Raw genomic sequence first — 20593 nt, 5'->3', positions numbered from 1 at the left:
GTTACGTGGAGAGTCCAGCTCATCACGCTCCGGATCGTGGGTACGGGCTTCACGTGGCCGTGGCGCGGAGTCCGCGCACGGGAACCGCGCCTCCAGGACACCGCGCCACGGTCCACCCCGCCGAACGAGCTGCCACCCCTTAATTGGTCATCGCCTCCGGGCTGTCGTATTGGATGGTCCCGTGGTGGCAAGGACGGCGGCCGTAACGGCGATGTCCGCCAGGACCCGGCCGGCGATCCGGGTAAGAGTGCGAGGAGACGTGCGAACCCCCAGTTCACCGAATCCCAACTCGTGGCTGGGGAATGCCGGTTGGTGCGAGAGCCGGGCGCAGGTTCGGCTGGATACCCGCACCGTTGCCTCGGAACCCGCCCGCCTCAAGCGCAGAAGTTAACGCGCGACCGCGTACGGAGCTTCACACACCATCAGCCCTTGCTGAGCGCGCGCCCCGGGGTGTAATTTCCTCCGCGAGCCCCAGCCCGGTAACCCCCGGCCCCGCCGCTCGTCTCGGGGTTGAGAGGCGGGGCCGCAAGACGGGACCGGACAGGGAGAGTCCGACCGCGTGAGGTGTGGGCCGTGTGCCCGCCATACGGCAGGACATGCGCTCTCTTACGCAACGGTGCCGAGAAGCCGGCGGTCTGAAAGAACTCATGAGCAAGCTGCTGGTGCCCATCCGGTAAACGCGAGGTCACAACGGCACGGCCGGGGACGCCCGGCGGCAGCCTGAGGCCGTCGTCCTGCCTGTCTGCCGTGCCGTGGGGGAGCGTATGCCGCAGCGTCGTTTGGGTTGGTAGTGCCGTTCTCACAACGGTCGCCCTGTCGGCGCGTGTTCCCGCGCGCATGCGGCGTCAGACGCCAAGCGTCCGGCAGGCCAGTCGGACTCTCCGCGGTGTTGAGAACGTCCACCTCCTATCCGGCGTCATGACGCGGCAGCGTTGGGCGTGAAGGCGTATGTCCGAAGCGGGTCCAGGTGCAGCTCATGCGGGCCCATGCAGTCCGCGGCAAGAGTCGCCACGCCCACCCCGCACAGGCACGTCATGTTGGGTCCTCCGGTTCCAAGAGGTCCGCAGCAACCGTGGTGAATACCCAGAGAGCCGGCCAGTTGCAGGTTTAGCGTGCCCTCCGGGTGCACGATGACAGAGTTTCGGGGGCCAGCGGGCGCCATGTCGGTCATGCCGGGCGGCATGAGAAGGGTCCGGCTCACAAGTGCGGACGACGCCCGGGTGCCTGGGGCCACGAAGGGGGCTCCCCACGGTTCGGGATCTATGGCGTAGCTGCCTCTCGGGACTGTCGAAGGCGCGAGCCGCGTCTTGCCATGCCGGTCCCTGTCACGCACCGAGATGTCCGGGATGCTCTGAAGCTCCTGCAGGTCCGGGGTAAGTTCGGCACCGCACTTTGCGCAGTAGAAGACCGTCATACCAACCGTTGTATCCCACTGACAGACTCAGTCACGATCGTGTTTACCTGCTCTGTCCGCCTGTGCAACGGCGCAAGCGGTGGGAAAGGCGACCGACTTTTGTGGTCGCCGATCACGCCCACATGGCCGGGGAGTACTCCCTCAGCAGAGGGACGGAGCTGATTGGCGACCTGCTGCCGGTTCCAGACCGCATCCTGCTGCGCGCGTGCCAGGACGGTGACGGCCTGGGCCAGGTCGGTGCGGCAGGCAGTGGTCGGCGCATCGGTGCGGGTGATGTGCGTGAGTGCGGTGCCGTCTCTGATGACCCGGCGGAGGCGGCACCCAGTGCTGGGTCGACTGAAACGCGTACACGTATGCGTACGGACACCGGGCCTCCCAAGAAGCCCGGTGTCTTCTGCTGCCGCCTCGCCGAGGGAATCCTGATGAAGGGTGCGTGCGGCACCGGCGCGGGACCGCCGCCGACCGCCGTCGACCGCCGGTGTTTCAGCGCAGCTCGCCGGTGATGATCCACAGGTGGCCGAACGGGTCGCGAAGGCGCCCCTCCCGCTTGCCGTACGGGCGGTTCTCCAGCGGAACGACCACGGTGGCTCCTCCGGCGACCATCCGCTCCGCGACGGCGTCCTGGTCGGTGAACTCCGCCTCCAGGAGGACCGGGGAGCCACCGATGTCGTCCGGCGAAAGCCAGCCCCACTCGGGTACCGCGGGGGACAGGGAGAACGGGGAACCGTCGACCTGCAGGACGACGACCATCACGCGGCCGCTGTCATCATGGGCGCGGAAGACCTCCTTGGCGCCCATGGTTTTCTGGTAGTAGGTGGCGGCGGAATCGGGGTCCGGGACGACCAATCGCGGCTGCATGCTCATGAGTTGACTGTATTCCCCTCCTCGGCGGCCCACAGGAGGGATTCGGTCGAATTCGCGCCACGCGCCACAAACGCCGGCTCACGAGGGCCGGAGCGTCATGGTCCGGGGAATCGCGTGCCAAGGAATAGGACCCGCGCGACGACAGCCATGACGACCGGACGCCGTCACGGCGACCGGACGCCGTCAAATGGTGCGGCACACTCAGCCAGTGACGCTTCGCGGGCCCAGCGAGCTACGCGGACGGCGGTCCAGCGAGCTACGCGGACGGCGATGCATCGTGCCGGCGCCGGCCTTCGTCCGTTCATCTGCTGGGCCGTACAGCCAGCACCAGGCTCACTTCTCGGGTTCTCCCGGGTGGAGCCAACGCAGGCAAACCGCAGGCAAGAGGTCCTGCTCGTCCGTGGGCGGGGGAGACTTGGAGGATGCGTGCCGCCCGTCTGATCCGTATGGCTCTCCTGATCCAGTCGAACCCCGGCCTGACCGCAGCCGCTCTCGCCCGTGAGCTGGAGATCTCCGAGAGGACCGTGATCCGCGACGCCCAGGCTTTGCAGGAGGCCGGCGTTCCCGTCCGGTCGGAGCGGGGCCGCGTGGGTGGGTACTTCCTTGCCGCGGGATACCGGACCCGGCTCACCGCTCTCCACCCGAGCGAGGCGGAGACGCTGTTCTTGTCCGGGCTGCCCTCGGCGTTGCGGGATCTGGGGCTGTCGGAGGCAGCGGAAACCGCCCGGTTGAAGCTGACCGCTACCCTGCTGCCGTCGGTACGCGAAGCCGCCGAGTCCTCGGTGCGCCGCTTCCACCTCGACGCGCCGACCTGGTTCCGCGAATCCACCACTCCGGAACTGCTGCCGGATCTGGCCCGCGCGGTGTGGGCGGACCGGGCCGTCGAGCTCTCCTACGCCCGGCCGGGCCGGGACGGCGCACCGTCCTCTGCCGTGGCGCGGGTGGTGGAGCCGTACGGACTCGTACTGAAGGCCGGCATCTGGTACGCCGTGGTCCGCATCCCCGGCAAGCGGGAGGACCAGGACGGTGGCTGGCGTACGTACCGCGTCGACCGGATCACTTCCCTCGGCCCCGCTGCCGGAGCGGAGGAACCGTTCGTGCGCGATCCGGCCTTCGAGCTGGCCGAGTACTGGGAGGACCGCTCGGCCGTCTTCGCACGCGCCCTGCTGCGCACCACCGTCACGGTCCGCCTGACCGGCTCGGGGCTACGGCGGTTGCCGGCTGTCGTGGACGGGGCCGCCGTCGCGGACGCGCTCGCGTCCGCGAGCGCCCCGGACCCCGCCGGCCTGGTCACCCTCGACCTGCCTTCGGAGTCCGAGGACGTCGCCTTCGATCAGCTCGCGCGGCTCGGCGCGGACGTGGAGGTGCTGGCCCCGGCCGGCCTGCGCGCCCGCTTCCGTGAGCGCGCCGCAGCGCTGACCGCCCTCTATCAGGCCCACAGCCAGGAGGCCCCGAAGGCAGTCAAAGGTCAGCGGTAGTCCTCGGGAGAGCCTTCCTTGCCGCGGGCGACATCCTCGAAATAGGCCCAGGCGTCCGGCTGGCTGCCGTCCACGTCCGTCACCCCGTACACCTTGGCGAGTTCCGCGCTGGAGGTGGACTTGCCGTTCCAACGCTTGGCGCGGTCCGGGTCGGCGGCCAGCGCCGCAACCGTACGGGCCAGGTAGGCAGGGGACTCCGCGATCGCGAACGCCGGCTCCTGGGCGATCGCGTCACGCCAGTTCTCCTCACTCACACCGAAGTGGGCGAGCATCTGCTCCGAGCGCAGGAAGCCCGGCGAGACCGCGACCGCGGCGCCCCGGTACTCGACCAGCTCCTGACCCAGCCCGAACGCGAGCCGGATCGGGGCGTTCTTCGCCAGGTCGTAGTACATGTTCTCCCGGTAGCGGCGGTTGTAGCGCGCGGTGCCGTCGGTGACCTCCACGTGCAGCGGCGCGTCGGAGCGGATCAGGAGTGGAAACAGCAGCGCCGCCGTGATCACGTGCGAACGCGCGCCGAGCTCCAGGATCCGCAGGCCGTCGGCCAGCGGTGTCTGCCAGCTCTTCTTCCCGAACACCGAGGCGGCCACGAGGTGTTCGCCGCCCCACAGGTCGTTGACGAGGATGTCGAGCCGCCCGACCTCCCGGTCGATCCGCTCGACCAGGGCGCGCACTTGTACTTCGTCGAGATGGTCGGTGGGAACCGCGATTCCGGTGCCGCCCGCCGCGGTGACGAGTTCGGCGGTCTCCTCGATGGTCTCGGTGGTCCGGCCGACCTCGCTGGACCGGGCCCGGGTGGTCCGTCCGGTGACGTACACGGTCGCACCGGCCCGGCCCAGCTCCACAGCCTGAGCCCGGCCCGCCCCGCGGGTGGCCCCCGCCACGAGCGCGATCCGCCCGAGGAGTGGACCCGTCGGGCAGCCCTGCGCGGTTTCCTGAGTCTTCTGGGTGGTGATGTGCTGGTTGCTCATGCCGTCCATCGTTCCTGCTAAAGGTGACAGAACGTGTCACCTTTAGCAGCGGGTGCCCCGCATCACCCCCGAGAGCAGCCAGCCGCTACACATAGACGCGGCGCCAACTGGGCACCGTGGCACGGTAATTGGGGGCAGCAGCCTGCGAGGACCCACCCGGTTTTCTCGCCGCGCGTGACACGTGATTCGGCACCTGATTCACCAGGTTCCTTGGGATCAAGCGGGGCATTGGTCAATCAGTTGGATCGCAGCCTGGCTGGGGGGCAGATCTGCTCCCATCGGACCGGAGGCGCGACAAGACGGCCGCCACCGGCGGCGGACGCCGGAGAGCGTGGCGACGACCCAGGAGCGGGCGCTGGACCACGCATTGGCGTCAGAACATCACTGTGCACCATCGGTTGAAACTCACCTCTGTCCAAATGTGGACGCGCGGCCCGCTCGCCTCCGGCGCGGGTGAGTCCTCGGTTCGCGGGGATTCCGTGACGGCGTCCTCCAACGGAGGGGCACAACGCTGCGCCGTACGCGGACGTTTGATCGGATGAGCGCACTCTTCCATGCGGGGAGGAACGAGCGACCGCCCCATAGGTTGCGCAAAGTGCGGACGGTGCTTCGCATTCGCCCGTGCATCCCGTGCAACCCGTGCCCCGTGCACCCCGTGCTTCGGGCTCGCAGTGTGACTGTCATCCGATTCGCTCGTTTGAAGGGCAGAGCCACACCATCCGTCCCGGAGAAGGTGTTCCACCATGTCAGCCCCGCAACGCGTGCGTCATCCCCGTCCTGTTGGTCCGGTGCCCGCGCTCGGACGGGCGGAGGCGACACTTGTCGAGCACTACCCCCGGCTCGTCCGGCTGGCCTATCTGATCCTCCCTCCTCGGCTCGGCCGCCATCGGCGCGTGGTCGTCGCGCACGGCGTGGTACAGAACGCGTTGCCCGCTCGTCCGTGGCCGCTCAAGCATGGCCGGGTCCCCGGGCCGCGCGGTGACCAGGCGCCCGTGCTCGGCTGGATCATGCGGCGCGTGGTCGGCGCCGCGCTGTCGTACGAGCATGGGAACACCCGCTGGCGCAGGGCCCTGCGGCCGGCGTTGCCCGCAGTCTGGGGACTGACGCTGACGCCTCGTATCGGCGATGCCGAGGAACTGGCACTGGAACAGCAGATGGCGACCGTACCCGCGGAGGCTCGGGCGGCCTTCGTGCTCCAGCACATGGAGGGATACGCGCCGGGCGCCGCCGCCGAGCTCTTGGCGGCGGCCGGAGTCACGGATCCGGAGGCCGCCCTGCGCACGGCCGAGGTGCTCGGCCCCCAGGACGGCACGCGGGCGGGACTGCTGCTCGACTCCGTCGAGTTCGACCCGTGCACCGTGCAGGCCCGCCCCACGGACCTGCTGCGCCGTCGCCATTGGCGCCGATGGGGAGCCGCTGCCGCCTTGCTGGTGGCGGTGGTGCTGACCGTGGGGCAGAGCGGCGGGGACACGGTGTCGCCGGACCTCGACGGCAGCCCCGCCGCGGGAGGCGTGATGGTCGATCCCTCCTCCCTGGTCCATGCCTCCGCTACCGCGTGGAAGGCGAGCTCGCGCATCGACTTCACGGTCTGGCCTGCTCGGGGCGGCCTCATCGACGACCGTTCGCTGCTGGGTCACGTGCTGCGCACGTGGGCGCGTCCGGGCCCGGATGTTCGTGTCTCCGCCGCCCCCGGGACGGGAACCGGCCCGTCCCCCGCCCCGCCCCAACTCCTGTACGCGGGACGGGTGGACGACGCCGACGTGGTGCTGCTGTACGACGGACAGCGGGTCGTGCGTTACACGAAGAACATGGGGCGGCCGGCCGAGCTGACCCTCTCGCGCGCCGACAACTCCGACGTCACCTCGGCGGCTGCCCTCGTGCTCAGCCGGACCGACGGCCGGACACGCTTCCTGTTCGCCCCCTGGGTCGCCGAGTCGACCACCCGCGACCTGCTGGCGCCCGACAACCCGGCCAAGCCACTGCACGTCGGCGACGACGGTGTCAGCGACACCGTGCCAAGCCCCGGCCTCACCGGAACGTGCTCGAACTGGCCTGCCCTGCAGCTGCGTTCCTCGGAGTCCATCGCCGAGAAGCACGCCTTCTTGCTCACCGATCTCGGTGACCTGTCACCCGTCCACCTCACCTATACGCCGCCGCCGGGTGGCGGGGTCCCCGCCCGCCAACCCCGTGAGGCCACGGGCGCGGCGGCGCTGGTGAGCTGGTCCCACACGGCCTGCACGCTGCGGTCCATGGCGGACGGCGGCGTACGGGCAGTGAACAACTGGATCTTCGCGGAACAGCAACTGCCGGAAAATGCGGGCCAGGCACAGTGGCTGTGCTCCAGGGCCGACACCTGGAACGGACCGGGCCGGGCCATCGTGCGGTTCCAGCCGCCCACGACGGCAGCGCGGGAACCCGGCACCCTGGTCGCCGATGCGCGCGATACGTCGTACTGCAGCCGCTTCAACCAACACGTCCTGGCCGACGTCCGCTGGAACGCCCCCTCGGGCACCTCGTACCTTCTCGCTGCCGGAAGCCGTGCCGTCGCCCGGATCACCGTGACGGGACAGGTGCGCGCGGACAGCACCGCCACGACGCTCGCCGTGAAGGCCGCTCCGGGCCAGTCGGCGGAACTCGGCGCACTGCTCAGCACCGGAAGGAAGCTGGCCGCTGTGCATTGAGCGCAGTGTCGGCGCGTTCGCCGTCTTCGGCTGGGGCGAGCGCTTCGACGAGAGGACGGGGGGAGCGGTCTCTGGAGAGGCCCGGGTGCGAGCTGTGGCTTTGAATCGTCGCGCCGGGGTACGCGGGGCTGGAGCGCTCTTTGAAATGGTGAGGGTTGTCGGTGGGAGCTTCACACGGAGGAAGCTGCGCGTGTTCTCGGTGCAGGTCAGTGGGGTCGAGCAGGGCACGGTGTTCGCGCTGCGCGGTGAGCTGGACTTCGACAGCATGGTGCAGTTGCACGAGGCGGGGGAGAGGGAGTTGCTGAAAGGACGGGGTGCGGGCCCCGTGGTGATCGACTGCTCCGGTTTGCTGTTCTGTGACTCCTCCGGCGTGAGCGCGCTGCTGTGGCTGCACCGGCAGTTGTCCGCGCAGGGCCGGGCGTTGCGTCTGGCGGCGATGCCGGCGCGGGTGTCCCGTTTGTTCGCGTTGACGGGCCTGGACGTGGTGCTCTCTGTCTACGCCGATGTAGCTGGCGCGCTTGGTAGCAACAGCCGTGTCATCGCCGCCGGCGGTAGTGATGGTCCGGCCCAGCCGAATGAGGAACTCAGCGCATGACGCGTGGAAACACGACGCATGGAAAGCGGCAGGCCGCCGTGTCCGTCCTGGCGCCCGGCGACTTTGGCGCCGGGGGCGGGGCCGATGGTGATCTCCGGGCTCTGTTCGGGCAGTCGTCGGCCGTGTTCGCCTCCCTGGCCGGCCCGGCGCACATGGTGGAGACGGCCAACGACGCCTTCTTCGCTGCCCTTGGCGGCGGAGAGCGTGGCCGAGTCGGCGTGCCGCTGGGGCAGCTCATGCCGGGGCCGACGGGGCAACGATTCATCGCTCTGCTGGACCGGGTCTATCGCAGCGGAAAGCCGCACACTGAGCGTGATGACCGGGTGCTGCTCGGCCAGGGTCACACGGCACGGGAAGCGTACTTCGATTACACCTGCGAGCCCCGTCTGGACGCGGGCGGCAACGTCATGGGAGTGCTGGTGATCGGGGTGGAGACCACCCAGGTCAAGCATGCCCAGCGGCTGACCGCGGAGCACCGCGCCCTGCTGGAACAGATCGCGCGCCAGGCGCCGCTCCCCGAAGTGCTGGAGGGGATGGCCCGCGTCATCGAGGACCTGGCGCCGGAAGAGGTGCTGGTGTCCGTGCTGCTGGCCGACGCGGATGGGCGGCATCTGCGCCACGGCACGGCACCGAGCCTTCCCGACTTCTACAACCAGGCCATCGACGGCATCGCCACCGGGGAAGGTGTGGGCTCGTGTGGCACGGCCGCGCACCGGCGTCAGCGGGTGATCGTCGGCGATATCGCGACGGACCCGTTCTGGGACGACTTTCGCGACCTGGCAGACCGCGCGGGCGTGGCCGCCTGCTGGTCGACGCCGATCCTGGCGCGTGACGGTTCTCTCCTGGGCACTTTCGCGATGTACCACCGCGTTCCGCGCGTGCCGCAGGAGGCCGACCTCGCGCTGGCCGGCGTCTTCGCCGATACCGCCGCCCTGGCCATCGAGCGCCATCAGGCCGAACAGGCACGCCAGAGGGCTGAGGCACGAGAGGAAGCCGCCCGGGACGATCTCGCTTTCCTGCTGGAGACCAGTACGGCCCTGACCTCCGACCTGGACGCCGGCCAGACCCTGCAACGTCTGGCCGCCTCCTGCGTACCGAGGCTGGCTCCCCTGTGCGCCGTCGACATCGTCGAGGGCGGACGGGTGCGCCGTGTCGCGACCGCCGCTCCCACGCTTGCCCAGCGGGAGCTGCTTGCCTCCCACATCCCGGTCTACGACGCCGCCGACGACGCGGTCGCCCGTGTTCTGGCCTCCGGCACCAGCGAGGTCGCACGGCGTACTCCGACCGGACCCGGCCCCTGGCACGACCTCGATGTCACCGGCTACCTGTGCGTCCCGCTCACGGTCCGGGGCAGCGCTTTCGGCACCGTCACTCTGCTGTCCACGGGCGAGCACACCTTCGACGGGCACACCGTCGCCCTGGCCGAGGAACTCGCCCGCCGCGCGGCCTCCGCCGCCCACAACGCGCGCCAATACACCCACCGCGCCACCCTCGCCCGTGATCTCCAAGCAGGCCTGCTTCTGCCCGACCTGCCCGCGGTTCCAGGAGCCGACGTCGCCACCTACTATCACCCCGCCGGCGAAGGACTCGACATCGGCGGCGACTTCTACGACGTCTTCCCCCTCGACTACGGCCGCTGGGCCTTCATGCTCGGTGACGTCTGTGGACGCGGCGCCATCGCCGCCACCACCACGGCCCTGGTGCGCCACACCGCCCGCGCGGTCGCCTCGTTCCTGCCCGGCCCTCAGGACGTCGTCAAGGCCATCAACCGGGCCTTGTCCAACCGGCCCGACAGTCACGGCACCGGATTCGTCACCCTCGTCTACGGTCAACTCACCCCCACTCCCGAGGGCCTGGACATCGCGCTCGTCCGCGCCGGCCACACCCTCCCCCTGCACCTCGACACCGAGCACAACGCCCACCCTGTCGAGGCCCGCGGCAGCCTGCTCGGCATCAGCCCCGACCCGGATGTCACCCTCCGCCGCCTGCGTCTGCTCCCGCACGAGAGCCTCCTGCTCTACACGGACGGCATCACCGAAGCGCGCGATGCCAAGGGAGAACAGTTCGGTGAGCGGCGCCTCGCCGACGCGTTGACCAGTGCGATGCACCGGCCTGGGGCCCAGGACGTCATCGACGCCCTGACGCAGGCGGTGCGGAGCTTCACCGGCGGCCACGACATCGACGACGACCAGGCCGTCCTGGTCCTGACCGCTACCGAGCCCCGGCACGCCTTCAGCCGTGGACGGACCATCTGACTTCCCCGGTCGTGTACGCGCGAACGTCTCCGGCCAACGGCCTGCCGGTCGTCCTCATCGGCCACTCCATGGGCGGCCGGGCCGCGTCCACGACATCCGTGCTGGGCTGTCGCCAGGCAGAAGAGGATGCCTCCGGCCGCCGGGCTTCGGACCGGGTGGCCTCACCGGTCGTCGAACCGAGGCCGGCGAAGGGGAGGTCGCCGATCGAGAGCCGGGGATGGGTAGCGTTGTGCGGGTTGCGCTGGATGGCCGGTGGCGACGTGAGATGTGGCCCCGGGATGTCCTGGGCCCGATGGTGAAGAGGAGTATGGGCTATGAGCAGCGACCTGGAACGGCCTGTGGTTGAGGTTCCCCGTGGCGGAGCGCCGCAGTTCCTGGAGATCAAGGACCTGTGGGTGGGCGACGGGGACGAGGCGGTCAAGGGGAGCCGGGTCTCCGTCCACTATGTCGGAGTGGCGCACTCCACCGGGCGGGAATTCGACGCGAGCTGGAACCGGGGCGAGGCGTTCGAGTTCGACCTGCTGGCCGGTCAGGTCATCAAAGGCTGGGACATGGGCGTGAAGGGCATGAAGGTCGGCGGTCGCCGGCGGCTGACCATTCCCGCGCACCTGGGCTACGGCGACCGGGGGGCCGGACCGGCGATCCGTCCTGGCGAAACCCTGATCTTCGTCGTGGACCTGCTCGCGGTGAAGTAGTCGTCGGCGTGCCGGGACTTCGCGGCCGCGACTCCGCGGAAAGGACCGGCACGCGGCGGTGCACAGCCTCACCATGAATGTCCGGCGCCGTTCCGCGCCATCGGCAGAGGTGAAACGCCCTCGCGGCTGCGGACTGGGAGACCGAATCCGTCGCCGCCGAGGCCCCTTTGCCGGTGACAGCAGAGGGGATGCAAGACCCGCCTGGATCTTCGATCATGGTCGTGTGGTGGGGAATGCGACGCGGACGCGGGCAGTGATCACCAGCGACCGGAGGGTTACGATCCTGCCGGTTGCGGTGATCGGTCAACTCCTCGCCGAGGTCGGCCCGTTGTGGCAGGAGCGACATCGGACCAAGCCTTTGTGGTCGCGGACTCTGGCTGGGGCGCCCGGCCAGACCCGGAAGCTGCGGATCTCATCCACGCCCGCCAGCCTGGGCTGTTCAAACCCTTGGCCGAGGGGTGAGCGGTCGAGGCCGCCCTCGCCGATGTTGGTTACCAAGGTCTCCGCACCGGCGGCCACGGCCGTGACGCCTCCGCACCGCAAGCTCAAGGAAAATGCCCCGGACCGGCGGTGATCGCTCATTCCGACCAAATACGGCACGGCTTCTGCCGCCATCTCGGCCACTCCGCACGGCTGTTGCAGGGCGGAGACATCAGCGCTTCACATAGGGGCTCAGCTGGTAACACAGCCTCACGAAAAGGTCGAGGTTGGGGATGACGTGCGCATGCGCGGACCCCGGGACCGTCGACCTCCTCTGGTGGCCGTTGAACATGAAGGTGCCGGAGCTGAAGCCGATCTCGATGATTTCTGTCCAGGCGGCCGAATACTTCTTGTCCGTGACGCCGTGCTGATCGACCGTGTAGGGGCCGAAACTGACCCGCTCGCCCTGCTGGATGCGCGCGAGTGTCGCGGCCAACTGTGCTCGGGTGACAGCTGTCTGGATATGGTCGCCCCACATGTGCGGGTAGAGGAACCCGGGGCCGTTCGTCCAAGAGGTGATACCGAGAGCCGTCTTGTCCGCCTTGAACAGGGGGGCCCTGCCGAACCCTATGTTCAGGGCGCTGCCGGCCGGGTCTATCAGGACTGAACATGCTTCCGAGTCCGCACCGTTGACGGTGCGACGGTACTGGAGCACGCGCACGGTTTCCCAGTCGTACGCGGACAGGTGGCCCTCCGGCATTCTCACCACCAAGCCGTCTGTGAAGAGGTAGAGCCTTGCGTCCCGCGACTTCTTCCATCCGAAGCCCTGCTTCGTCGCGAGCGTGTCGAGCCAGTCGCCCAGGCCGCATTGAGTGGCGAGTGCGGCAGCGTCCGCGGTCGGCTGCTCGGTCCGTATGTGCGCGATGAAGTCGTCCTGGCTCATGGTGTGGTCCCCCTGGATGAAGGCGGGTGGGTCGGAGATGGGGCCGGCCGATTCGGCACGTGCCCAAGGGCGTGGGCGTGGGCGTGGGCGTGGGCGCGGGCCGCGGGCGGCCACGGCCGGTTCCGGCGCGCACGTGGCTCGTCCGCGTGGTGGCTTCGCGGTGCGGTGGACAGCGACCGCCGGCGCCTGGCCGACGGGGCGCGTCCTGATGAGACGAGACGGCATCGGATCGCGGTGGACAGCGTGGGGTTCACGTTCGGTCGGGAGAGTTCTCTCAGGAGAGACGGGCGGCGACCTGGCGGACCCGAGCCGCCTGCTGCCCCTGTCCCGCCGCGTCGAGGAGTGCGCCCTGACGCAGCAGGGCATCCCTGCGTTCCGCGCGGAAGGTCCGGGGCTCGTTCTCGGCCAGCACGCGCCAGGCCTCGGCGGCTTCCCCGGCCCGGGCGATCGCTTCCAACTCCCTTCCCTGGGCGGCCAGTTCGTCGCGGCTCTGGTCCAACTGTCGTGCGTGACGCAGCAGATCCTGTGTGGAGGTCCCGCGCCGCGCAGGCGCGGCGGCCCCTTGACGGGCTGCCCTGCGTCTGCGAGAGGCCGCGCCGAGGTATCCGGCCAGGGCGATCAGCCCTCCGGCGAGGGCGCCGGAGACCAGCTTGTGCAAAAGATCGTTCACGGAGGTACCCGTCTGCTCGCTGGGGACGCGCGCCCACGGACACGCGCAAGGGACGTGGAGGCGCACGACGCGTCGTTCGACGTCTTGTCCGTCCCACTCTCGCGGCAGGTGTTGAAGTATTGATTAAACGGCGGTGGGCACACGCCGCGGTCGGCGTACGCGGCGGCCTTATGTCCGACTTCGCCCCGATCCACCCTGTTCCCAGGGGCGCGCTCAACCGGCCGGTCCCATGGCCCTGCCGTGCCGGCGGAGGTGGTGGTCTCGCGGAGGTCATCAGACGGGTTGAGGACAGGAATGCCGGGCCGACGCCTGTGACAACCGGGTCGGCGCGGGAGCCACCCTCTCGCCGTTCGTGGCGTCAGGGCAAACGGGACGGGCAAACGGGACGGGGTGCCGGTGGGGGATGGACCAGAGCGTGCGGTATGCAGGCGGGGTGGATACCGAACGGCTGACTTTTGACGGATGGATCGCCGCTGTGGGAACGGGCTCGGGCACGCGTGTCGTGGTGGGCCACTGGCCGAGATCCCCGTTCGGCCCGTTCAGCGACGTGATGCTGGAGCGCTCCGATGGCTGGCGAGTGCTCCTGGCACCGACCGCCGAGACGGCCGCGTATGTCTCCGCCGTCTACCACTTCGACGAGGTGCGGTGCGTTGCGGTGCGGGTGGACGTGAGCGATGGAGTGTGGGACGTCTCGGCGGGGCCCTTGGACGTGCGGTTCGCTGTCGGACGCCGGGGCCCGCTGGGCCTTGCTCTGCGCGCGATTCCGCGACCGCTGTCCAGAAGGCCGCTCTGGGCAGCCATGGCGGACGTACCCGCCCGTCTGATGGCCGGCGTCCGGACGCGGGGAAGTTCCCGTCCGGGATGTCGTCAGTGGTACGCCGCCAACGACCTGAGGCCCATCGTCACTGTCCGGGCTCGGCTCGACGGCAACGACCTTGGCCCGCTGGCCCCCGTCTCCCCACCCGTGCGTTTCGGCTTCGGATCGGCCCCGGCCGCGCCGTCTCTCGTCCGCGTCGTCTCCACCGTCGAGTCCCCGCCGCGGGCGTAAGCGGGACCTGGGGTGACACCAACTCGCCCGGGTGAGCGCAGCGCGCGGGCCCGGGAACGTGCGCCGTGTGCCGTGTGCCGACGCAGGCTGTCGTCCAGCCGCGGGACGCCGGTGAGCCGCACAGCCCGTACGAGACAAGCACCCCCGAGGCGGATCCGTATGTGCCACACCGGCAGGTCTGCGAGGTACGGCCAGTCGCGCCGGGCTGACGACCGCATCGCCGCGTCGCCGTGTCGCCGCTTGGCCGCACGGCCCCGTCGGCCCCCGGCAGTCGCCATGGACCCCGAGGGGACGCGATGGGTCCGGCTATCGAGGAATGTCCATGTGGAGGCGGATGGTGGTGCCCTGTTCGCGCGTGGACCGGATCTCGACCAGGTCGCACAGTTGGTGGGCGAGCCAGAGGCCGCGGCCTCCGATCTGATCGGAGGTGGGGCGGACGCGGCCGACCATCTGGTCGGAGATGAATCCGGAGTCCCGGAACTCGCACAGGAACGTCGCGTCCTGCGCCCAGGTGCGCAAGGTTCCCTGTCCGCCACCGTGCCGGATGCTGTTCGTGGCGATCTCGGTGACGGCCACCGCCAGCTTGGGCAGCTGGTCCTCGTGCACACCCGCGTCGGAAGCACACTGGGACACCTTCGACCGCACCGCGGACAGGTCACCGCTCGTGTAGACCAGCTCCTGGTACGGGTCGCACGCATCAGGCAGGGCGTCGAATGCGTAGTCGTCGGTGCTGAGATATCCGTCGTTGGGTACGACGTGCCCGTCCTGGTGGATCAACGGATGGCAGCGCGAAACCGACCGCAGCGCGGCCGGGTCCTCGTCGGCGGCGTCGTAGGGGCACAGCATCGACCATGCCCGGCTGCTGGCGAAGGCGCGATTGAGCAGCCATTCGTTGTAGCGCAGCTCGGAGAGGTGCGCCGGGTTGCGCGCCTGGCGCCAGGCGGTCTCGCCGATACCGCGGACCGGCCGTCCCTCCTCGCCGTGCTGACTCATCCAGGCCGTCCAGGCCGCGATGTGCCGTCCGGGGTTGGCGCCGGCCGTCGATGTCTCGACGAACGTGACGGCCGGCTCGTCGCGGAGCTCGTCGTGGAGGAGCGATGCCTTGTCGGAAGGGACGGCGATGATGATCGCCTCACCGGCCGTGAGCGCTTCGTGGATGAAGCTCAGGGTGCCCGTCAGGAACTGTGCGTCACCTCGGTACGGGTACAGCGCGTGCCGGAAGGAAGATTCCTGTCCGGCGGTCGTCTTGGACGTCGCGGAGAAGCTCATGCGCCCATCACCACCGAGGGGTCGGCCGCTTCGTAGCCGGCGAGTTCCCAGCACAGGCGCACGGTTTCGTTGGCGCCCTCCACGAGGATGCGGCGGGCCGGCATGCTTCGGGCCGCATCGACGAGGGCATGCATCCCGGCAGCGTCGATCATTTCGAGGGTGTCGAACCGCAGGGTGATCGTAGGAGCCTGGGCGATCGCAGCGCGCAGCGCCGCGTTGAACGCCGACGCGCCTTCCGAGTCGATCACACCGTCCACGCTCCACATGTCGGCGCCCGTGCTGAACATCCTGAAGGCCGGGCGCCCAGCCCGTGTGCCCATTTCATGAGGGTGCACACATGCCATATGTTCCAGCGTAGGCTCGTTCCACTGCGACGGCCTGTAGGCGCAGACCACGATGGCCCCGCTCTCGGACGCGAACTGGTCGAGCCTGAGCTCCTGGTCCAGCAGATCTTCCACCCCGCCGGCGGCCGCCCGGGGCGCTCGCTCGGTGAGGACACGCACGGAACGGAACCCTTCGCGGAGCGCGGTACGCGCTTCGCTGCGCACCGCGGCCAGGACTGCGGAGGTGTCCGCGGTCTGCGCGGAGTCGAGAACGACCCAAGCCGGCGACTCCAAGGGGCGGGGAGCCTCGGGGGCCCCGCCGATTCCACCGATGACGACGATCTTGTCTCCGTACAGGGCGCCATCGGCCACGAAACCCCGAGCGTCCCTCAGGAGCGCTGCGTCAGGGTCCATACGCCAGCAGACGTGATCCCCGAGCTCGACCTCGTCCAGCGTTGCCAACGCCCGCGCCGCCCTCACCCGACTCCCTTCGGACCGCCGCCCGACCACTCGGCGGAGTACTCACAGAGCGCAGAGCCTAGCCGAGCGGCGACGGACTTTTCCGGGGTGGGGACGGCGCCGAGGGCGCGCCGGATGAGTACGTTGTGTGGTCGGCGGGCGCGACCGTGGCCTTGCTGGAGCGCGAACAGGGGGCGATCTTCGACTGTGTACTAAGCTGTCCGACCCCATCGGTCGGCTCTCACGCTGAAGGTCATCTGCCCCGGCGCCCGGTCACGGTTCACCAGGCCAGCGCCCGGGTGAGCCCCACAGATCACGAACGCCAGCTCCACCGGCGTCGCTGTCGTGCGCGACTGCCTGGCCGGTTTGCTCTTCTGGGGGAGCAGCCGATGAGTCCCCCGCACTGGCCGAAAGGTCAGTGAAGCAAGGCCTGGAGTGGGGGACAGCGGCATGTACATAGGAGGAGAGGGCTAGGACACCTTTATTCGGGCAGGAAGCTGGGTCGGGGCGCGCGGGCTTGTAGTGGCAACTGCGGTCGTCCTGGGGGCTGTTGCCTGCGGATCCGGGGGCCCTTCGGGGCAGCCACACACGGGCACGCGCCACAGCAATCCGCTGGGGCGACCGCGACTCCGAACAAACAGGGAAAAGGGCTCGATGCACCGATCGCTAAAGGAATCGCGTCTCTGACTCGAGGAAACCTCGCCCCGCTGGCCTTCTACGACCCTGGTGGCGTGCCGCTAAACGGCCGGGACTCTCGCAGGCCCCTCGCTTCACCGGCCGCCCCCAAGGTGATGCAGACCGCGCAGAGCAGTACGTCGCCAGTCGTGACGAGTGCGGCTGTTGAGGTCAGGTGCGAACAAATCCGGCAGGGTCAGCCAGGTAGCGGTCGAGGTCCGGGTCTTCGCAGAGTTCGTGGAACTCGTCGTGAATGTGCCATACCGGGCCGAGTTCGGTGCGAAGGCGACCGAGGGCTTGGCGTACCGCGGCGTTGAAGTCGAGGCACTCCGCTTCACGCCACGGCCCCGGGTTTGGGGGGTAATCCCAGTTCAACGACGTATCGTAGCGAACGATCAGCGCGCTCAGGCGGTCACGGAGGTCGTGACTGATCGGTAGTCGGGCCAGGTCAAGCGGGTACCCCCACGCCTGCTGGTCCTCTGGAGCCGGCCACAGGACTGCGCCTGATCCCGCGTCGAAGAAGAACCTGACGGTGGGCATGATGTGGACCTCTCGATGTGTATGCCGGCTCAAGCAGCCACCACGGTAGCAACGAGGTCGACACAGCGGCCGCGCTGTCTTCGGCAACGGTCAACTCCTCGCCTTCATCCCGACCGCGGATTGGTCGGAGAAGTAAAAACCCTGCGGCGACCTGGGTCTTGCCGGAACAGATTACGGTGTAGAAAGAATTTCGCGCACCAGCATGGATGGCGCCCGTAGCCCCCCAAGCGGCCGGTTCTGAGCCCGCTGTTCCGGCTGACGCCGAGTTTGGCGAGTGCTGGGCCAGTCGCTGGCGGTGGCGTTCTGAGCGGCTTGGACCCGCTGCCGGCTTTGGGGTTGTTGGGGGCGGCGCAGGGGTTGTGGCCGGGGGAGGGTGGTTCGACCCAGAGGACGCGTGGGTCGTTCGGGTCACCGCCGAGTTCGAGGCTCAATAGGTGCTGTCCGGTGTCCATATCTTGTGCCGCTGACGACGCTGACCTGCCGGTCTTCGTGAACCTATGCCGAGGCGGGTGCTGCAGCAGATGGAGCCGACCGGGTTTGCGCAGGTCCTGCCGGCCAGAGCCTCGGGAGCTGAGGCACAGGAAATCGGATCCCCGATCAACGAGAGCCGTGCGAGCATCGACCGGTGACCGACAATGAGGAGCTGTTTTCTGCCGACCTGATCGGTAAACGACTACTGCGGGTGACCACGGCCTGGCACCACTACGCCGAGGACGAGCCGTCACTGCTGCATCTGTGGCTCGATCTGGAGGGGCTCGGCCCCGTCCTCTTCCATACACCCAGCACTGGCCTGTCGCTGAGGATCGACCAGCCCCACGAGTCGTACTCCATGGACGATTACGGCGTCACGGTCGTCCACAACTCGCCGGACGTCCCGGTGACCCGGTTCGTGGGCCAGCCGATCCGCTCGGTCCGAGACATCAGCTACCGGGACGGCCACGTCGCCTTCACCGCCGGCCTCACACTTCAGTTCCCCTGCGGGAGTATCCGCCTGCTTGCCCTCGACGACGATCTCGTCATCGCCCACCATCAGTACCTGGGCCCTGTCGAGGCCCACCTGCACGAGGACGTGACCCTCGCCCCGCGTGGTGCAGACCGGCGGCGGCTTCCCGTCGCAGTGGGACGCATGGACGACCGGGGGCCAGTACCTGTTCTGCGGTACCGGCACGGTGAGGGAAGCGTCGAGCAGCACCCGAGCGAAGACACCGACACGTGGGACGGCGAGGAGTCCAGACTCTGAACGAAGTGGGACGACCTGAGCAATGCCGGTCACCTCGGCCTCGCCGACTTCCGCGCCATGGCCGGCATGCGGCTGGCATCCGACGCCGAAGTCACTTCCGGATGACTCGCCGCCCGTATTGGGCGGCATCGCGCTCCTCCTTCTTACTCCTCCTTCTCAACTGTCAGCGCCTCAGGCCGCCTGTGGACCAGGTCGACGGCGAACGTACTTGAAATTCGTGGCCTCGTAGCCGACCGAAACGGTGCCGCAGGCGGCCCCCAGAAGCCCGCGGCGGCACTGCGGTAGCACTGAGCGCCCCTCCCGGCCGGGCGCTCCCGACCGCCCCTCAGGAGCCCGCCAGTGACCTCGTCAAACTAGCTCCGACCTGGTGTTTTCTCCGACAACTCCTAAGCTGGGGAACTCTGTCGGACACCCTCGGAGGGGGCATCATGAGCGAGGACTCCAACCCGTACGACGCCAGCGTGATCGTGGTTCTGGAGGGCCTGGAGGCCATTCGGAGGCGGCCCGGGATGTACGTCGGATCGGTCGGTGAACGTGGGCTTCACCTGGTGTTCGAGGCCGCTGAGCGTGCGCTTGACGAGATCCTCGGCGGCTCTGCCAGCCGTGTCGAGATCACCCTCACCGCCGACGGCGGCGTCCGCGTCGCGGACAACGGCGCGGGCCTCCCGGTCCAGCACGCCGGTCACAGCGAACGCCCTGAGCTGGAGACCCGGTTGTCCGTGCTCTACTGCGGGGCGCAGCCTTACAACCGGCGCTCACTGTCGGCCAGCAACTTCGGCGTGGGACTGGCCGCCGTCAACGCACTGTCGGGCCGCCTGACCGCCGAGGTGCGGCGCGACGGCGCTCGCTGGGTGCTGGAGTACGAGCGAGGAGAAGCAGTCGCGACGCCCGCGCACACCGGACCTGCCGACCGCAGCGGTACCGCGATCACCTTTTGGCCCGATGCCGAGATCTTCGAGACGCTGGAGTTCTCGTTCGACACGCTGGCCGAGCACTTCAGGGAACTCGCCTTCCTGAACCGTGAGTTGGACATCGTCCTGACCGATGAACGCGACCCTGCGGCGCCCCGGGCCATCCGCTTCCGCTTCCCGGGCGGCCTGAGGGACCATGCCGCGGAGCAGAACGCTCCCCTCCATCCCGACGCGATTGTCTTCGAGTGTGATTGCTGCAAAATCGAGGGAACGGTCGAGGTGGCTCTCCGCTGGTGCGACTCACCCGAGGAGCGGATCGCAAGTTACGCCAACAGCCGACGCACCAACGGCGGCGGCACGCACGAGCTCGGCTTCCGTGAGGGCCTGGCGACCGCGGTCAACGCCTATGCCCGTGAGCAACAGTTGCTCACGCCGTCCGACCCCGACTTCACCCCCACCCAGCTCGGCGCGGGCCTGACGGCGGTCGTGTCGGTAAAGCTCGACCGCCCCGAGTTCGAGGGGGCCGTCCGCGACCGACTGAGCAACGAGCCAGTTCGCGCCTGCGTCGCCGAGGCCGTCCGAGAGCACTTGGCCGCCTGGCTCCAAGCCGACCCGGCGCAGGCGATGACCGTCCTCGCCCGGATCTCGATGATCACCCGGCACTAACAGCAGGACACCGAGGTCCAGGCCGAGATGATTCCCGGCCTGGGCTCTTGGGCGGGCGCCGACAGTCTTCCCACGGCTGGTGGCCTCATCGCTCGGCCCGATGTATGTGCGGTAAACGGCCCCCAGTCTTGTGTGATCGCCCCTTGGCCATCGCATAGCGACTCCTCTCCGGAACAGACCAAGGAGTGCAGTGGGTCTTCGAGCTTGTCCTTGCCGCCTCCCGAAATGTTGAACATCTGCTGCCTGTTGTCGGATTCTGGCTCAGGTTCCGCGATGACGTCGCACTGAGTGATTGGTCCTCTTGGGTAAATTCAGGGCGTTAGGCGCGGGTTGCTCGTATGATCGCGGGCGGGATGGGGCTCGTAGCGCAGCGGTTGTCGCGCCTTCACCGCATGTGGGAGGACGCCGGTTCGAATCCGGCCAGCCCCATTCCACTCTGACCTTATGCCAGCAGATTCGCTCCCTTAGGACTTGGTAGT

General features: G+C 68.9%; 15 protein-coding genes, 1 tRNA gene and 1 pseudogene. 9 read left to right on the top strand and 8 right to left on the bottom strand.

Annotated elements, in window-relative coordinates; translation table 11 throughout:
- Positions 1–1538: 1538 nt before the first annotated feature.
- Together N4G70_RS37290 and N4G70_RS35435 are read right to left on the bottom strand one after the other, a co-directional pair.
- A pseudogene (locus N4G70_RS37290) lies at positions 1539–1710 on the bottom strand (IS110 family transposase); the annotation flags it as partial.
- Between the two features lie 187 nt (positions 1711–1897).
- A complete protein-coding gene (locus tag N4G70_RS35435; RefSeq protein ID WP_261716898.1) occupies positions 1898–2278 on the bottom strand; it encodes a VOC family protein in 381 nt (126 codons plus the stop codon).
- A 422-nt stretch (positions 2279–2700) separates the two neighbouring features.
- On the opposite strand from N4G70_RS35435, the gene N4G70_RS35430 reads away from it, so the two are divergent.
- Complete coding sequence (locus N4G70_RS35430; protein ID WP_261716897.1) at positions 2701–3756, top strand: YafY family protein; 1056 nt, start codon at positions 2701–2703, stop codon at positions 3754–3756.
- Here the strand turns inward: N4G70_RS35430 and N4G70_RS35425 are convergent.
- Positions 3747–4724, bottom strand: coding sequence for an SDR family oxidoreductase (locus tag N4G70_RS35425; RefSeq protein ID WP_261716896.1), 978 nt, complete (start codon positions 4722–4724; stop codon positions 3747–3749). The genes N4G70_RS35430 and N4G70_RS35425 overlap by 10 nt on opposite strands.
- A 743-nt stretch (positions 4725–5467) precedes the next feature.
- Between N4G70_RS35425 and N4G70_RS35420 the strand changes: the two genes are divergently transcribed.
- From N4G70_RS35420 to N4G70_RS35405, 4 genes are all read left to right on the top strand, one after another.
- Positions 5468–7405, top strand: coding sequence for a hypothetical protein (locus N4G70_RS35420; protein ID WP_261716895.1), 1938 nt, complete (start codon positions 5468–5470; stop codon positions 7403–7405).
- Positions 7406–7595: 190 nt separating this feature from the next.
- Complete coding sequence (locus N4G70_RS35415; RefSeq protein WP_261716894.1) at positions 7596–8000, top strand: STAS domain-containing protein; 405 nt, start codon at positions 7596–7598, stop codon at positions 7998–8000.
- Positions 7997–10255 carry a SpoIIE family protein phosphatase gene (locus N4G70_RS35410; protein WP_261716893.1) on the top strand — a complete coding sequence of 753 codons (2259 nt, stop codon included), beginning with the start codon at positions 7997–7999 and terminating at the stop codon, positions 10253–10255. Before N4G70_RS35415 ends, N4G70_RS35410 begins: the two co-directional genes overlap by 4 nt.
- Before the next feature lie 314 nt (positions 10256–10569).
- Positions 10570–10950 carry an FKBP-type peptidyl-prolyl cis-trans isomerase gene (locus N4G70_RS35405; protein WP_261716892.1) on the top strand — a complete coding sequence of 127 codons (381 nt, stop codon included), beginning with the start codon at positions 10570–10572 and terminating at the stop codon, positions 10948–10950.
- Between the two features lie 652 nt (positions 10951–11602).
- Here N4G70_RS35405 and N4G70_RS35400 read toward each other — a convergent pair.
- Together N4G70_RS35400 and N4G70_RS35395 are read right to left on the bottom strand one after the other, a co-directional pair.
- On the bottom strand, positions 11603–12313 hold the full coding sequence (locus N4G70_RS35400) for a DUF6585 family protein (RefSeq protein WP_261716891.1): 711 nt from the start codon (positions 12311–12313) through the stop codon (positions 11603–11605).
- Between the two features lie 274 nt (positions 12314–12587).
- Positions 12588–12983: a hypothetical protein gene (locus tag N4G70_RS35395; RefSeq protein WP_261716890.1), complete on the bottom strand. Its 396-nt coding sequence runs from the start codon at positions 12981–12983 to the stop codon at positions 12588–12590.
- Between the two features lie 403 nt (positions 12984–13386).
- On the opposite strand from N4G70_RS35395, the gene N4G70_RS35390 reads away from it, so the two are divergent.
- Entirely contained in the window at positions 13387–14031 is a 645-nt protein-coding gene (locus tag N4G70_RS35390; protein WP_261716889.1) for a hypothetical protein, read from the top strand.
- A gap of 306 nt (positions 14032–14337) precedes the next feature.
- On the opposite strand, the gene N4G70_RS35385 is transcribed toward N4G70_RS35390, so the two are convergent.
- The 3 genes from N4G70_RS35385 to N4G70_RS35375 all read right to left on the bottom strand — a co-directional run bounded on the left by N4G70_RS35385 (position 14338) and on the right by N4G70_RS35375 (position 17297).
- The gene (locus N4G70_RS35385; RefSeq protein WP_261716888.1) at positions 14338–15300 is read right to left on the bottom strand and encodes a sensor histidine kinase; all 963 of its coding nucleotides are present in this window, start codon (positions 15298–15300) and stop codon (positions 14338–14340) included.
- Positions 15297–16103: an MEDS domain-containing protein gene (locus N4G70_RS35380; RefSeq protein WP_261716887.1), complete on the bottom strand. Its 807-nt coding sequence runs from the start codon at positions 16101–16103 to the stop codon at positions 15297–15299. Before N4G70_RS35380 ends, N4G70_RS35385 begins: the two co-directional genes overlap by 4 nt.
- Before the next feature lie 825 nt (positions 16104–16928).
- Positions 16929–17297, bottom strand: coding sequence for a hypothetical protein (locus N4G70_RS35375; RefSeq protein WP_261716886.1), 369 nt, complete (start codon positions 17295–17297; stop codon positions 16929–16931).
- 625 nt (positions 17298–17922) lie between these two features.
- Here N4G70_RS35375 and N4G70_RS35370 point away from each other — a divergent pair.
- The 3 genes from N4G70_RS35370 (at position 17923) to N4G70_RS35360 (ending at position 20543) form a co-directional block, all read left to right on the top strand.
- On the top strand, positions 17923–18537 hold the full coding sequence (locus tag N4G70_RS35370; RefSeq protein WP_261716885.1) for a hypothetical protein: 615 nt from the start codon (positions 17923–17925) through the stop codon (positions 18535–18537).
- A 428-nt stretch (positions 18538–18965) separates the two neighbouring features.
- Positions 18966–20114: an ATP-binding protein gene (locus tag N4G70_RS35365; RefSeq protein ID WP_261716884.1), complete on the top strand. Its 1149-nt coding sequence runs from the start codon at positions 18966–18968 to the stop codon at positions 20112–20114.
- Positions 20115–20469: 355 nt separating this feature from the next.
- A tRNA-Ala gene (locus N4G70_RS35360) sits at positions 20470–20543 on the top strand.
- Positions 20544–20593: the final 50 nt, after the last annotated feature.

The sequence above is a fragment of the Streptomyces sp. ASQP_92 genome, assembly GCF_025399895.1.
In the GTDB taxonomy this organism is placed as follows: domain Bacteria; phylum Actinomycetota; class Actinomycetes; order Streptomycetales; family Streptomycetaceae; genus Streptomyces.
Note: the sequence above shows the minus strand (reverse complement) of the source record. Positions and strands in the feature narration are given on the sequence as shown.

Bases quoted from the DNA above. Each gene is read 5' to 3' on its own strand.
- N4G70_RS35435 (WP_261716898.1), bottom strand. From the start codon at position 2,278: ATGAGCATGCAGCCGCGATTGGTCGTCCCGGACCCCGATTCCGCCGCC.
- N4G70_RS35430 (WP_261716897.1), top strand. From the start codon at position 2,701: ATGCGTGCCGCCCGTCTGATCCGTATGGCTCTCCTGATCCAGTCGAAC.
- N4G70_RS35425 (WP_261716896.1), bottom strand. From the start codon at position 4,724: ATGAGCAACCAGCACATCACCACCCAGAAGACTCAGGAAACCGCGCAG.
- N4G70_RS35420 (WP_261716895.1), top strand. From the start codon at position 5,468: ATGTCAGCCCCGCAACGCGTGCGTCATCCCCGTCCTGTTGGTCCGGTG.
- N4G70_RS35410 (WP_261716893.1), top strand. From the start codon at position 7,997: ATGACGCGTGGAAACACGACGCATGGAAAGCGGCAGGCCGCCGTGTCC.
- N4G70_RS35405 (WP_261716892.1), top strand. From the start codon at position 10,570: ATGAGCAGCGACCTGGAACGGCCTGTGGTTGAGGTTCCCCGTGGCGGA.
- N4G70_RS35400 (WP_261716891.1), bottom strand. From the start codon at position 12,313: ATGAGCCAGGACGACTTCATCGCGCACATACGGACCGAGCAGCCGACC.
- N4G70_RS35390 (WP_261716889.1), top strand. From the start codon at position 13,387: ATGGACCAGAGCGTGCGGTATGCAGGCGGGGTGGATACCGAACGGCTG.
- N4G70_RS35385 (WP_261716888.1), bottom strand. From the start codon at position 15,300: ATGAGCTTCTCCGCGACGTCCAAGACGACCGCCGGACAGGAATCTTCC.
- N4G70_RS35375 (WP_261716886.1), bottom strand. From the start codon at position 17,297: ATGCCCACCGTCAGGTTCTTCTTCGACGCGGGATCAGGCGCAGTCCTG.
- N4G70_RS35365 (WP_261716884.1), top strand. From the start codon at position 18,966: ATGAGCGAGGACTCCAACCCGTACGACGCCAGCGTGATCGTGGTTCTG.